Source organism: Luteibacter sp., from assembly GCF_036499525.1.
Lineage (GTDB): Bacteria > Pseudomonadota > Gammaproteobacteria > Xanthomonadales > Rhodanobacteraceae > Luteibacter.
On the sequence record NZ_DASYDO010000003.1, the window covers coordinates 1 to 13,250 of the forward strand.

At 62.2% G+C, this 13,250-nt stretch carries 13 protein-coding genes; 5 read left to right on the forward strand and 8 right to left on the reverse strand.

The window, feature by feature from the left end; translation table 11 throughout:
• The 3 genes from VGM71_RS00115 to VGM71_RS00125 form a co-directional block, all read left to right on the forward strand.
• Window positions 1–190, forward strand: a 190-nt coding sequence (locus VGM71_RS00115; protein ID WP_331541707.1) for a hypothetical protein, incomplete at its 5' end; no start/stop codon positions are given.
• Window positions 187–1,140 carry a type VI secretion system-associated protein TagF gene (gene tagF, locus VGM71_RS00120; RefSeq protein WP_331541709.1) on the forward strand — a complete coding sequence of 318 codons (954 nt, stop codon included), beginning with the start codon at window positions 187–189 and terminating at the stop codon, window positions 1,138–1,140. The genes VGM71_RS00115 and tagF, both read left to right, overlap by 4 nt.
• The gene (locus tag VGM71_RS00125) at window positions 1,137–1,901 is read left to right on the forward strand and encodes an OmpA family protein (protein WP_331541710.1); all 765 of its coding nucleotides are present in this window, start codon (window positions 1,137–1,139) and stop codon (window positions 1,899–1,901) included. Before tagF ends, VGM71_RS00125 begins: the two co-directional genes overlap by 4 nt.
• On the opposite strand, the gene VGM71_RS00130 is transcribed toward VGM71_RS00125, so the two are convergent.
• The 8 genes from VGM71_RS00130 to VGM71_RS00165 are packed head-to-tail and all read right to left on the reverse strand — an operon-like array spanning window position 1,902 to window position 10,706.
• On the reverse strand, window positions 1,902–4,415 hold the full coding sequence (locus tag VGM71_RS00130) for an AAA family ATPase (protein WP_331541712.1): 2,514 nt from the start codon (window positions 4,413–4,415) through the stop codon (window positions 1,902–1,904).
• A complete protein-coding gene (tssG, locus tag VGM71_RS00135) occupies window positions 4,412–5,497 on the reverse strand; it encodes a type VI secretion system baseplate subunit TssG (protein ID WP_331541713.1) in 1,086 nt (361 codons plus the stop codon). Before tssG ends, VGM71_RS00130 begins: the two co-directional genes overlap by 4 nt.
• A complete protein-coding gene (locus tag VGM71_RS00140) occupies window positions 5,461–7,209 on the reverse strand; it encodes a type VI secretion system baseplate subunit TssF (protein WP_331541714.1) in 1,749 nt (582 codons plus the stop codon). The genes tssG and VGM71_RS00140 overlap by 37 nt, the downstream gene beginning before the upstream one ends.
• Window positions 7,210–7,803: a type VI secretion system baseplate subunit TssE gene (gene tssE / locus VGM71_RS00145; RefSeq protein ID WP_331541715.1), complete on the reverse strand. Its 594-nt coding sequence runs from the start codon at window positions 7,801–7,803 to the stop codon at window positions 7,210–7,212.
• Window positions 7,707–8,210: an Hcp family type VI secretion system effector gene (locus tag VGM71_RS00150; protein WP_331541716.1), complete on the reverse strand. Its 504-nt coding sequence runs from the start codon at window positions 8,208–8,210 to the stop codon at window positions 7,707–7,709. The genes tssE and VGM71_RS00150 overlap by 97 nt, the downstream gene beginning before the upstream one ends.
• 31 nt (window positions 8,211–8,241) lie before the next feature.
• On the reverse strand, window positions 8,242–9,726 hold the full coding sequence (gene tssC / locus VGM71_RS00155; protein WP_331541717.1) for a type VI secretion system contractile sheath large subunit: 1,485 nt from the start codon (window positions 9,724–9,726) through the stop codon (window positions 8,242–8,244).
• Complete coding sequence (gene tssB / locus VGM71_RS00160) at window positions 9,723–10,217, reverse strand: type VI secretion system contractile sheath small subunit (protein ID WP_331541718.1); 495 nt, start codon at window positions 10,215–10,217, stop codon at window positions 9,723–9,725. Before tssB ends, tssC begins: the two co-directional genes overlap by 4 nt.
• Window positions 10,218–10,226: 9 nt before the next feature.
• The gene (locus VGM71_RS00165) at window positions 10,227–10,706 is read right to left on the reverse strand and encodes a hypothetical protein (RefSeq protein WP_331541719.1); all 480 of its coding nucleotides are present in this window, start codon (window positions 10,704–10,706) and stop codon (window positions 10,227–10,229) included.
• A gap of 419 nt (window positions 10,707–11,125) precedes the next feature.
• Between VGM71_RS00165 and tssK the strand changes: the two genes are divergently transcribed.
• Together tssK and icmH are read left to right on the forward strand one after the other, a co-directional pair.
• Window positions 11,126–12,460: a type VI secretion system baseplate subunit TssK gene (tssK, locus tag VGM71_RS00170; RefSeq protein ID WP_331541721.1), complete on the forward strand. Its 1,335-nt coding sequence runs from the start codon at window positions 11,126–11,128 to the stop codon at window positions 12,458–12,460.
• Window positions 12,457–13,182 (forward strand): type IVB secretion system protein IcmH/DotU, encoded by a 726-nt coding sequence (gene icmH, locus VGM71_RS00175; protein ID WP_331541723.1) that lies wholly within the window; start codon window positions 12,457–12,459, stop codon window positions 13,180–13,182. Before tssK ends, icmH begins: the two co-directional genes overlap by 4 nt.
• Window positions 13,183–13,250 lie beyond the last annotated feature (68 nt).

Sequence of the window (13,250 nt, forward strand, 5' to 3'; positions counted from 1 at the left end):
ACGGCGCGAACGCGGCGACGACAGCACCCACCTACTCGCCTGGACAAGCGAGGGCACCACCGTCGCCCTGCGCCTGCGTATCCAGAGCGCGACCGCCATCGATGCGAACGGCCAGGGCAAGCGCGGTCTGCGCGGGGTGCAGCTGCCGGCGGCGATTGCGGGCGCCTCGGCGGTAACGGCGGCACCATGAGTACTCGCCACATCGTACCGAGCTATTTCGGAAAGATCCCTTCACGCGATGACTTCGTCAGTTCGGCCAACGCGGACCATGCCCTCGTTCGTCACGTCGACCGATGGCTGGGGTCGTGCATGTCGGCGTTGGCCCGGCGCCCCGGCTGGCAGGCTGCTTACGACACCGGGCATCCCTTCGATTTCCTCGCCGCAAGCACAGGCAACGGCAGCGTGGTTTGTGGACGGACAGTTGCGGGACGCGATCATAGCGGTCGACGGTCGCCGCTCATGGGCACGTTGCGCCTCGATCTACGCGCTCCGCTGGCGTTCGCCGCGACGGCGCCGTTCGCCTTCGAGCATGCCTGGCAAGGCCTTGCCATCGCGCTTGACACGATCATGCAGTTGCCGCGGGACAACACCGGCGCACTCCCTGCGGGTGCGCCATGCGCCGTGAAGACATCCCGGCGGGCGCTCCGGGCGCTGCTCGACGATTACGTCACGACGGAACACACGTCATCGCTCAACGTATTGCTCGCCTCCGCCGGTCATACGAACGACGTCGTTCCAGTGACCCGCGCCCTTTTTAGGGTGCTGGCCGCGGCACGGGCTCGCCCGAAGGTGCGCATCGATCGTGGCCTGGTGCTGCCATTGCCGGTCGATCCGCTGCGTCGTCCGCGCGTAGCGGCATTCTGGCTGGACCTTATCATCACGGCACTCGATGGACGCGATATCGAAATGGTCGCGCTGCTGACACAGGAACCGACTGCGCGCCTGATCGTCAGCTTCGACGGCACGCGAAGTAGCGAACTCATCGCCGCCTGGATGCCGGAAGTCGCCTCGGAGCACTACCTTGACCTGATCGAGCCCGATCTCGACGTCGTCCTTGATCGCTATCCCCTGCCCGACGCCACGACGCTCTCGGGCCTTCGTCATGCATTCCTTCAGTCGCTAAAGGACATTGGCCGATGAGCCGCCTGATCCCCGCCATGCTTTTCTGTTCCCTTTTCGGCACGATGGCCCAAGCCACGACCGACCGCCCCGTCATCGCCGAAGGCCTGGTTCCCGACGAAGCCACGCGTGCCGATATCCTTCGCCGCCTGCGTCAGGTGTATCCCGATACCCCGGTAGTCGACCGCATCGAAGTGGGGCCTACCGAGGCGCCGGCAAACTGGTCACGCTACGTCGGCCAGGCGATCGGTCCGAACTTGAGGCATGTCGAGAAAGGCGACCTGAACGTCGAAGGCAACGCTGTGAGCCTCACGGGTAGCGTACGAGACGATGCGATACGCACTGCAACGGACAACGAACTCAAATCCGCGTTCAATGCCACCTACCGCGTCACGACGGCACTTTCGGTCGACGATATGAAGAACCGGCAGGAGGTGCTCGACCGTACGCTCGGGAATCGCACTGTCCAGTTCGAAAGCGGCAGCGCCGTGCTGACGCCGGCTGGTGTCGCCATATTGAACCAGATGGCGGCCGCAATCGCGCAGGTCGGCACGCCTTCGCTCGACATTATCGGCCATACCGACGCGGCGGGTGATCGCCAGACGAACATCCTGCTTAGCATGGCGCGAGCCGACGCGGTGAAGGCTTATCTGGTAAGCAAAGGTATCGGTCAGGAGCGATTGCTCGTCAGCGGACGTGGACCTGACCAGGCCATCGACGACAACGGTACGCAGGCCGGGCGAGCCCGTAACCGGCGCATCGAGTTCACCATCCGCAACTGATTAGTCTGAGTCCATCGGTGGTACCCACGTGCAGAGTACGTCGTCTGCAAGGCAGCCCAGAGTCAACTCGGCATGCTTCAGCGAGGGCCGGTCAAGAACGGTATCGGTGATCGCGCTGAGTACGGTTCCATCGACCACACGCAGTGGGGCACGTGCTCCCGCATCTGCCTCGTTGCAGCGTCCGACAATCCATTGGACGACGGACTGAGAGAAGGTAAGCATCACGCCATGCTGCTCATCCAGCCTGGCGACCACGGCTTGGAGACGTTTGCGTACGACCTCTTCGAGCGCTTCATCGGACAACGGGTAGTACGGCACGATATGCGTCCGTCCGAGGAACGCCGGTGCAAACGCCTGGTAGAGCGATGGCCGCATCTCTTCCAGCAAGGCATCGGGCTTGGGCCGGTTGATCAAGTGATTGTTGAGGCAAGCCTGCATGACGGTCGTGGAACCGACATTGCTGGTAAGCAGGATGGTCAGGTTCCGGAAATCGATGTCGCGACCCTCGGCATCCGTCATGTAGCCACGGTCGAACACCTGGTAGAACAATTCGCGAATGTCCACGTGCGCTTTCTCGACCTCATCGAGCAGAAGGACACCATAGGGATGCCGACGCACGCTTTCGGTCAGCGTGCCTCCCTCGCCGTAACCGATGTAACCCGCTGGCGCGCCTTTCAGGCCGGACACCGAATGCGACTCCTGGTACTCGCTCATGTTGATGGTGATGAGGTGCCGTTCGTCGCCGGTAAGGGCTTCCGCGAGTGCCAGTGCGGTTTCGGTCTTACCGACACCCGAGGGGCCGACCAGGAGGAACACGCCATTCGGACGCCGCGGATCACCGAGCCCCGCACGCGCCGAGCGCACCCGCTCGGCGATTGCCTTCAAGGCGTGATCCTGGCCAGTCACGCGGCGTGCAAGGCGGCACTGAAGTGCAGAGAGCGCTGCAAGTTCGTCTTCCTGCAGTCGTCCGACCGGAACGCCGGTCCAGTCGGCCACCACGTCCGCCACCACGCGCGCATCCACATACCTTGGTACCAGCGCAGCCTCACCCGAGGCAGGGACATACGGCGACGCCAACGCTGCAAGTTCCTGCGCTATCGCCTCGCGCTGCGACTCAAGCCGCGCTTCCAGCGCGGCGACGTCGTCCTCGTGCCTTGCGGCCGGATCGACGGTACCTCCCAGATCCGCCGCATCGCGAGCCATGGCGAGGCGCTTCTTTCGTGCCTGCTCCAGTTCGCCCTCCAGGATGGCGAGGCGCGGATGGGGTGCCAGACGGCTGAGCGCAACACGCGATGCCGCAGTGTCCAATAGCGCCATCGCCTTGTCAGGCAACTGCCTGTCCCGCACGTAGCGCGCCGACAACCTCACCGCCGCGGTGACGGCCTCATCGAGGATGCGCACGCCAGCGTGGGTTTCGAGCGAAGCCACCATGGCCCGGAGCATCGCTTCGGCGACAACCGGTTCCGGCTCCTTCACCTCCACCGGTTGGAAGCGCCGCGCCAGGGCCGCGTCCTTCTCGAAGTATTTCTTGTATTCGGCCCAGGTGGTGGCACCGATGGTGCGCAGTTCTCCCCGGGCCAGCGCCGGCTTCAGCAGATTGGCCGCATCGCCCTGTCCGGGTGTGCCGCCGGCGCCTATCATCGTGTGAACCTCGTCGATGAAAAGCACCGCGGGCTGCCGGCTCGCGGCAACCTCGGCGAGCAGGTCATGTAAGCGGCTTTCGAACTCGCCCTTGACGCTCGCTCCTGCCTGGAGCAAGCCAAGGTCGAGGACGAGGAGGCGAGCCTCGGCGAGGGAACCCGGCACCTTACCGCTTGCGATGGCAAGGGCCAGACCTTCGACCACTGCTGTCTTGCCCACGCCCGGATCGCCGACAAGGATCGGATTGTTCTGGCGACGGCGACCGAGAACGTCGATCAGTTGCATGATTTCTTGCTCGCGTCCGATGACGGGATCGAGGCGCCCTGCCCGAGCCTTCTCGGTCAGGTCGATCGTAAAGCGCGACAAGGCAGGTTCGGCGGCGGATCGATCGCGATACGCCGATTCATCTGCTAATTCTTCGGAGGGCAGCCTCCCCAATGCCTTCGTGAACTCGTCCGGCGGCACCACCGACAGCGTGGGCGACAAAGCATGGACGTCGTCGAGCCAGTCGTTGCCATCAGCCATGTGCATGAGCAGATGCCCGCTGCCAATACGGGCACCTGAAGGGACCATAGCGGTCGCGCGGCGCAACAGCGATGAAAGCTCGGTGGAGAAGACGGGCGTACCGTCCGCGCGATTTCTTTCGCGCGACAACGCCTGATCAAGCTCACGCTTTACGTTCGCGACATCGACGCCTACTGCTGCCATGGCTCGCGCCGCATCGCTCGACGATCTGTCGAGCACGCTGGCCCAGAAGTGTTCGAGACCGATGGCCTCGTGTTGCCTGATGACGCAGAGGTTGGCCGCATGCATGGCAGCGTCGCGGCAGGTCGGCGAAAGCCGTCCGACCAGATTGGCGAGATGGTCCGTCATGGGGATCCTTCAGGGAGAGGAGGCAGGAGGAAGGCCGCATCGTCGCGGTCACGCGATGCCTGGCCGGGATCGAGGAATGCGTCGCGTCCTAACCGGCCGTTACGGCCGAGACAGGCAGCCACGACATCAGCGGCACGAAGGATCGGAACCACCTCGACTTCGTAAACGTCACCGAGGCAAAGCAAGACCCATTGCGCAAGGACGCGTGTGTCCGGTCCGTCCGGAAGGAAGCGCTGGTAGGCCGCCAGCGGGAGCGGGCCGAGCTTGATGCGAATGCGCAGGTGGCGTTGCCAGTGTCGCTCGCCGAGGATTGCATCGCGACCGAGCGTGCTGCCGCTCTGTCCGAGTCGAGAGCGTGTCTCTGGCGGAATCGGATGCCAGGAAGCCACGAAATCCTGCACCTGCACGACATATCCGAAGTACGTCGATAGGATCCTGGCAAAGTAAGGTGCCGACATGGGGCCGTGCCGGAGTGCGGCAGCGAAACCGGCGATGCTGTGGTCGGGAATGCCGCCATCGGAACCAAGCATCTCACGCTGGCTTTCCAGGCCCATGCCGGCTACCGCACGAAGAACATCCACGACGCCACCGCGACGTTCGGTTTCACGCTGCAAAGCGGGATGACGGTACTTCCACGCGCGATACCACAAGGTCACCGCCCGATGGCTCACCAGGTCGAGGAAGGCACGTGCCTCGGGCCGGCGACGCTGGCCCTCGCCACCCAGCAAGGCCTCCGTGTATCGGGCCGGCAAAGCGCCTGACACACCAAGCAAACCTATGATCGGCTGGACGACTTCCACACGCGCATCGGACTGCCCCAATGCAGCGACGGACTCGTGTCCGGGCGGGAGCGGCAGGCCGCCAAGAGTTACCTGCACGGCTTCCACGTCACTTGGCGCGAAGCGCAGCGAGATGGTGTTGCGGAATCGCACCGGCCAGTGTGACGAATGCGATGCCGGGCCGCCGGCATGCACGATGGCGCGCTCGAGGATGCGCAACGCCTGGAATGCTTCGAACCGCCAGGGTTCGCGCAGCAGGCGGTGGATCAGATCAGTGGACCTGTTCCGGTGTTCGGAGGACAACGGTGGATTTCCTTTCCTGTTTGCGATGAGCGCAGGACCAACTGGGTAAAGCTATTGATCTGTGCGTAGGCGGCAAAGAAGCGATCGAGAACCTGGACCCATGCGTGCAGGCCCAGGCCGACAAAGTGGGTCTCGTCGACGGTCAGCGTGATCTCGGTACCTCGAACGAGCGTCGGCGGAAACTCACCTGGCATCCACTGGGTGACGCCACGGCGGGCCACACCGATCACCCCATCGATCGAGTGCCGCGCATCCGAGTGCTGCGGTGCATGCAGGGCAAGGAACTCACGCAGGACCGCGGCATCCGGACCCAGCAGCGACGAATGGCTGAGCCTGAGGTGGGAGAGAAGGTGCCACCCCGCCTCCTTCCTCGGAGGCGCCGATTCATAGCGCGTTGGCGAGGTCAGCAGCCTGGCCACGGGTTCATCGCGACTTCCTCCGTGAAGAACCGCTGATGACGTCCCGCTGGCGAGCAGAGCTGGCACATCGCTGTCGCAGCAAAGCGCCTCGACGCTCAAGGTCGTGCTCTCCGTGAGAGGACGTCGCTCATCGTCTACCAGCATGAGGCGAATAGAGCCATCAGGTGCGGGATCGGCAGCTGTTGGACCGCCTGGATGGGACACCCAGAAACACCCGCTCCGAGCCGCGCCGGGGCGCCGCCCATGGAAGTAATGCGGAACGGCCTCGCCCCTGGTGCCCTCTCCACTTCGCAAATGGACCGACCGGACGGCAACGACCGCCGTCTTGGCATGGGTACCGGTAATCGTGTACTGCGAACGGCCCGCGTCTCGTGGTCCGAAGGTGACGCTAGAACTGTAGAGATTCACGACCGGCGCACATCGGGTCAGCAAGTGTCCGGGCTTGAGCCGCGACAGCATCGTGTCGCGTGCAGAGCCATCAGTGGGCGACAACAGGAGACGTATAGCCTGGACCGGGAATCCGAGCTCGGGCAGACGGATGTCAAAAAAGCCGAACTTGTCCGGGAAACAGAAGAGATCGCGAAGAAGATCGTATCCTGGGTGATCGCTGAACATGGAAGGCACCAGCGCCTCTACGTCATCAGGCGATACCCAGGAAAGACTCCCCGCCGACAGGAGCGACCCGGAGGGCTGTTGTACCGCGAGACCCTGGACATCGAAGAAGAGCGCATCGCGAATCACGGGTGCGAAACTTGGGTTGCCCGCGACAAACAGGCGAATATCCGGGGGAACCGGCGAATCGAAGGACAAGCACAGACTCGCTCCTGTCCATACATCATCGCCGAATATAAGTGGCTGCGCCCCGTGAAACTCGACCCCGCTGACGTCCGGGTCGGAGACGCTTGGTGAGAACAATGCCTTGAAGCGAACCGATGGAAGCGCCCCATGGCGCGTCGAGACATCTGGCGACATGATCTCAGAGCTCCCCATCGAGGCTCTGGAGAAGCGCGCGATAGCACACGACGGGCGTGCTTGCGAGTGCTGTGGATACAGTGCATCCAGGAGGTTCTCGGCGAAGCCCGCGTAGTCGTCGCCGAGGCGCATGTTCACACGGGCCGTCAGCAGGGCAACCGACTGCATCAACCGACGGATATTCGGGTCCTCGCTGCCCTGTTCGGAGAGCATCAAGTCTCCTGCTACACGCGGATAGCGCCGAGCAAACTCGCCCGCCTCCTCCCGCAAAAAGGCGATCTCCCGTTCGTAATAAGGAAGCAATGCATCGGAGTCCATCATTCAGGCAGCCCGCCTTGCTTCTTCGCACACCGAAAAGTGCATGGTCGTCGATCGCAATTCGGCACTGAGCCTCATGGCCAACGTATACGGTTGAACAATCAGCTTGCCGGCGATGACGAAACGAAGCGATGCCGTACAGTGGGTTTCTCCGAGTGCCACGCTGGGCTCGAGCAAACGAGGCTCGTGGTCTTTGATCGCTGTTTTGATGGCCTCGACGATTCGTGCCTGGTCCACGCAACTGGCCAGCGTGAACGCGGAGAAGTCGGGAATGCCATACCCGAGAATGCCGGGTAGGCTGGCCTCTCCCATTTTTGTGTTGCGTGCATTAAGGAGTGCCTCGATATCGCGCGCCACCGAGGCCGTATACGCCGACGCCGAACAGCGCCCTGGGAGAGCGGAAGCGCACTCATCGGATTCGGGCATGAGCCGGTCCAGGAAGCTGGCTAGAACATAGGTCATGGGAAAGTGGCGCGGACCAAGGGATCCGCGCCATGGCCTCAGGCCGCAAACGTCTTGTCGTTCTTGGTCAGGCTCCAGGCGCCCTGGGTAACGCCACCTTGTCCGCCGTCGATGTTCTGCTTCAGATACTTCCATTGCACCGCCGCATATTTCAGCGAGAGCTCGTCAGCAGGAAGCGCCTTGCCTTCGGTAGACGTTTTGACCTTGGAAATGAGCACGTTCTTCAGCTGGACCTCGAGGTACTTGACCCGCTTGCCATCGCCAGCATCGCGGTAGAAATCGATCTGCGCAGACTGGAAGGTGGTGCCTCCGGACACCGCCTGGTAAAGGAGCGGGCTCGACAGATCGAGATCCTTCGTGACCACCATGTCGCCATGCTCGGTGCGCTCGGCGGCATGGCCTCCGGATGTCGACGGCGACGCTGACACGGGCTGGGCCATTGAGTGGCTCCAACCACTGAGCTCGAACCACTGACTGTGCTCCTTGTCCGCAGATTCGCCCTTGATGTCGGGACCGCTGAGCTTCAGATAGATGCTTTTCATCGTATTCCTTGATGGATGGGTGGGTGGGACGTCATGCACCCTGCGACGCGGGAAGATCCGTCACGAGGCGTAGGGACACGGATAGCTCGTCGAGCTGGAAATGCGGGCGAAGGAAGGCCACGGCCCGATAGACTCCCGGGCGCCCAGGGATCTCGGACACTTCAATGGATGCTTCGCGAAGTGGGTACTGCGCCTTGGTCTCGTGGGACGCATTGTCATCGAGCAGGACATACTGCGAGATCCAGACATTAAGGAATGTCTGCACGCTGGACACCGACGCAAAGCTGCCGACCTTGTCGCGCATCATCGCCTTCAGGTAGTGCGCGATGCGAGATACAGCAAGGATGTATTGCAGCTGCGTCGACAGGATGGCGTTGGCATTGGCCGAATCGCTGTTGTACCGCGTTGGCTTCTGCACGGACTGCGCCCCGAAGAAGGCCGCAAAATCCGAATTCTTGCAGTGAACCAGCGAAATGAAGCCCAGGTCGCTCAGCTCTTTCTCGCGACGGTCGGTGATTGCCACTTCGGTGGGGCATTTGAGCGAGAGCTCGCCCTCCCCCGTCTTGAATGTGTGGGCGGGAAGGTCTTCGACCAACCCGCCACCTTCAACGCCGCGAATGGCAGCACACCAACCATGCTCGGCGAAGGCCGAGACCAGCCGGGATCCAAAGGCATAGGCGGCATTGCACCAGAGGTACCGTTCGTGGTCGGTACCATCCACGTCTTCGTGGAAGGCGAACCCGTCGACAGGCAGCCCGTCCACGGGGTGATAAGGCAGGCGACCAAGGAAGCGAGGCAGGGTGAGAGCAACGTAACGACTGTCCTCGGAGGCGCGGAATGAGCGCCACTTCACGTAATCGACCGTCTCGAACGCCTTCGCCAGATCGCGTGGCCGACCGAGGTCCCCATAGGACGAAAGACCAAACATGGCAGGGGCCGCTGCGGAGACGAAAGGCGCGTGTGCCGCGGCCGCCACGTGCGACATCTGGTCGAGGAGATAGGTATCCTCGGGTTGTCGACCGAACTCGTAGTCGCCTACCAGCGCTCCGAATGGTGCACCGCCAAACGTTCCGAACTCTTCCTCGTACACCTTCTTGAACATCGCGCTCTGGTCGAAATCGACGGCGGCCCTGAAGTCCTTCGCCAACTCAGGCCGGGTAGCGCTGAGCATCTTCACCTTCACGGTCGAACTCGCTGTGGCATGGTCGCAGAGATAGCGAAGGCCGCGCCAGCTCGATTCGAGATTCTTGAACTCGGGCGCGTGCATCACGGCACTCAGCTGGTCCGAGATCAGTGAGTCCATCTCCGCAATGCGGGCGTCGATCGACCTTGCAAGGCTGTCGGAGACGACTATCGTGCCATCCATCACTTCGCGAACGAGCTGGCCGATGACATCGATGGCACGCCCTTTTTCGGCGGCATTCTGCGCGATATGAGTCCGCTCGATGATGCTGGCGAAGAGAGTCTCGTCGATCTGGCCGGGCGCCGGGACAGCGGCAGACAAGAGCCTGCTCATGCATCTTCTCCAGGAGTCGCCAACTGGCCGGCGCAAGTCTTCGCGATGGCGTCGGCAAGAAGATCCTCAAGTGCGTCGCTACCATTCATCTTGTTGCGAAGATCAGCCAGGCGGCCGCGCGCCTCGATAAGGCGACGCAACGGGTCTACCTTCTTCACCACGGACTCCGGACGAAAGTCGTCCATCGAGGCAAAGTCCATGGCTACATGGAAGCGGCCATCGCCATCAATGACATTTGCTACTTCGAATGAGGCGCTGGGAGCGATCCCGGCCATGACGTCGTTGAAATTGTCCACGTCCACGTTCACGAACGACCGGTCGCGCAGGTGCTTCGCGGGGGGCGACTGGCCAGCGAAATCCCCGAGCACACCCACCACGAACGGTAGCTCGCGCGCCTCGATCGCATCGCCCCGCTCCACTTCATAGGTCAACTGCACGCGTGGCGCGCGCACCTTCTCAAGCTTCTTCTGGGTACCGCGGTCCTTTGCCATGATCGCTCCTTAGCCGACGCGCAACGTAGAAAATGGGTCACCAGACGTGGCCGGCGCAACGCCGGGTGCTGCCGTGGGCGGAAGTTCCTCCAGCGGTACGCTGGCCGGACGCTTTGCCTTGCGTTTTTTCTTAGGTGGCGCCAATAAGTCCTGGCCAAGTGTCTCTCGTAATCTCTGAGCAACCTTCGCGGCCTCAAGATGTGCCGGTCCCTTGGGATCGGTTTCGCGATGAATCATACCGAGCGCATCCAGCGCCACGCGAAGACCCGACACCGTGAGAATGCTCTGCGCCGTCGTGTCCATCGGGTCGCGTTTGAGAACTTCCTGAGCTTCCATGATCGCGGGACCGTACTCCTGGGCGTTGAAGTCCAACTCCGCGAGGCGACGCCATGGTTCCTTCGCAGCTGAGTCGGCATCTCCGGCCTTACGGAAGTTTTCCCTCGCGCCAGCGACGTCCTGGGCGCGGATGCTGGCCTCAGCCTTGGCCATCCAAAGAGCGTACGGGGGGAGCGGCGGCGTTTTCGGCGCGTGCGCGCAGGCGGCGAGGAAAAGCGAGAGTACCGGAATGAGGGCCGGTCGGAGCGTAGCGTTCAATGTATATCCCTATTCAACTTGTAAGTGGCGCATCGGTGTTTTTTTGGTGCGCGGACGCGGGTTATATCGACTTTCCCGCACACATGTTTGAGAAAACCGGAAGCCGACCACCGCTGTTGGCGTTCATTCACAAAAGATCTTCGTTGGATTCGCCGCTGCGAGGAATGCGACGGCGCCCGTGAAATATCTACTTCTTAGCCCAAGATGAAAAGTAGGAATTGTCTGACTTTCGAAGTTGGATTCTTCCGGCTACCATCCGCATCCCCTAACGAAGACCTGCGCATCCCACAGTGCGCAGTCAGGAGCGTCATACGATGGAAACGTCGAAGATCTTGTGGAGCGAAGGGTTGTTCCTGGGTCCACAGCTCTTCCAATGCCAGGATTCTTTCCACGAACAGCGACTCATTGCCGCCATGCGATCGACGCACGCATTTCCCTGGGGCGTGCGTTACCAGGCGTTCGCCAATGCCGACGGCGAAACCGATTGCGTCGAGTTCACCAATCTCGACGTCGTCCTTCCCAGCGGTGAAGTTTTGCGCGCGCCCTCCGCGGATGCGCTGCCTCCACCGCTGCCTTTGGGATCGGTGGACCCCGACGTGGATACGCTGGTGCTCGGCGTCACCCTCCCGGCCTGGCGTCACGAGGGTGAGAATTGCTCCAACAAGGACCGCCGCGACAGACGATATGCTCCTCGCGAGGCACGCGTTCCGGATTTCTACGCGAGTGCAGAGGAGGCCCCCGTACCATTCGCGAGTCTTCAGCCACGCCTTGTCGTCATGTCGGATGAGCACCAAGAGGGCGTGCTGCCCGTCGCAAGGCTTCGTCGGGGTCCGACAGGCCGGTTTCGCCTGGATGGGACTTACATCGCGCCATCAATGTCCCTAAGGGATTCCCCGGCATTGCACGGACGGCTTGGACAACTGCTGAATATCCTTCATGGGAAGATCGCCACGCTTACCGCGTCGGAAGCGGAGCCGGTACGCGATTCCGTGGCATTCCGCGCTGGCGATCACGCCAGTTTCTGGCTATTGCACACCCTGGGTGCCGGCGCAGCGTCGCTGGGACACCTGAAAGAGCTTCCCGTCGTTCCGCCAGAACGGCTCTTCGAGGAACTGCTACGACTCGCGGGAGGGCTGCTGGCGTTCCGACGCAGCTCGGAACATCGACATCTGCCCACCTACAATCACAGACGATCCGATGCAAGCTTCTGTGCGATCTTCGAACTGGTTGGCAAGCTCGTCGACACGGTCATACCAACACGGTTCGTGGTTATCCCGCTCCGACAGGAACGCGAGTCGTATTTCGTGGGCGCTCTCGATGAGGAGAAACTGGGTTCGGACTGCACGTTCTACCTAGCGGTACACGCAACGGCAACCGATCATGAGCTCATTGCCACCGTGCCGCGGCGGTTCAAGGTGGGTGCGGCAGAAGATGTCGAAAAGGCTGTAACCTCCGCCCTGCCCTGCGTACCGCTGAAGCACATACCCCATCCACCACCGGCAGTTCCCGTGAAGCCGGATTGCATCTACTTCGTCCTCGACCGGAAGCCCGCGGCGTATAAGCGCATGCGCGAGGCGCATGCCGTTACCGTTTTCGTTCCGGGTGGTGTCGACAAAGTCGAACTGGAACTCCTGGCTATCCACGAATGACCCGCGCAACCGCGACACCTACACGCCCGCGACTCGTCGATCTGATAGGCGACGGTACGAGACTCTTGCAGGCCTTGCGCGGCTCCCGGCTACCCGAGAATTCCACCGAACTGCTTGGCCAGGTCGCCGATGTTTCCGCGGCGTTCCGCTCCGCGGCGCTCGCGGCCGGCTATGCCAAGGACACCGTGGAAGACGCGGTCTATGCGCTCTACGCGGCCATTGACGAGGCCGTCCTGGCCTCGCCGGCCCGCTTCCGACGGGCCTGGGAGGCTCAGCCGCTACAGTTGAAAGAGTTTGGTGATCAGTTGGCCGGAGAGCATTTCTTCGATCGACTCGAGGAAATTCGCAAGCGAAGCACCTCTCATGCAGAGGTTGCCGAGGTCTACCACCTCTGCCTGATGCTGGGCTTTAAGGGCCGGCATGCGCTCGAAGATGCCGACAAGCTCCGCTACCTCACCACCACGCTCGGCAGCGACGTCGCCCATTCGCGCGAATCCGCTGGCGGCATATCGCGTCGGGGGGTGAAGCCTGATGTTCCGGGCTTCGGCCTTCGCCGTCTCGCTTCCGGTTGGATGGTAGCCGGAATCCTTACATGTGGCGTTGCCCTCGCCGTTTCGTCGTTCCGACTTGCGGGGAATCGACAAACGCAACCGCTGACAAGCGATCACGCGCTGGTTCAGGTACCCGCGAAAGTAGCCAGGCTGAAAATCACTCTTCCATGAGCCAGCTCAGCAACGGATTAGCCGTATCGGCAGCGTGGTGAAAAGCACCCGATCGCCGCTGAAACGGC

Bases quoted from the DNA above. Each gene is read 5' to 3' on its own strand.
- VGM71_RS00150 (WP_331541716.1), bottom strand. From the start codon at position 8,210: ATGAAAAGCATCTATCTGAAGCTCAGCGGTCCCGACATCAAGGGCGAA.
- tssC (WP_331541717.1), bottom strand. From the start codon at position 9,726: ATGAGCAGGCTCTTGTCTGCCGCTGTCCCGGCGCCCGGCCAGATCGAC.
- tssK (WP_331541721.1), top strand. From the start codon at position 11,126: ATGGAAACGTCGAAGATCTTGTGGAGCGAAGGGTTGTTCCTGGGTCCA.
- tssE (WP_331541715.1), bottom strand. From the start codon at position 7,803: ATGGAAGTATCTGAAGCAGAACATCGACGGCGGACAAGGTGGCGTTAC.
- icmH (WP_331541723.1), top strand. From the start codon at position 12,457: ATGACCCGCGCAACCGCGACACCTACACGCCCGCGACTCGTCGATCTG.
- VGM71_RS00165 (WP_331541719.1), bottom strand. From the start codon at position 10,706: ATGGCCAAGGCTGAGGCCAGCATCCGCGCCCAGGACGTCGCTGGCGCG.
- VGM71_RS00130 (WP_331541712.1), bottom strand. From the start codon at position 4,415: ATGACGGACCATCTCGCCAATCTGGTCGGACGGCTTTCGCCGACCTGC.
- VGM71_RS00125 (WP_331541710.1), top strand. From the start codon at position 1,137: ATGAGCCGCCTGATCCCCGCCATGCTTTTCTGTTCCCTTTTCGGCACG.
- tagF (WP_331541709.1), top strand. From the start codon at position 187: ATGAGTACTCGCCACATCGTACCGAGCTATTTCGGAAAGATCCCTTCA.
- VGM71_RS00140 (WP_331541714.1), bottom strand. From the start codon at position 7,209: ATGATGGACTCCGATGCATTGCTTCCTTATTACGAACGGGAGATCGCC.
- tssB (WP_331541718.1), bottom strand. From the start codon at position 10,217: ATGGCAAAGGACCGCGGTACCCAGAAGAAGCTTGAGAAGGTGCGCGCG.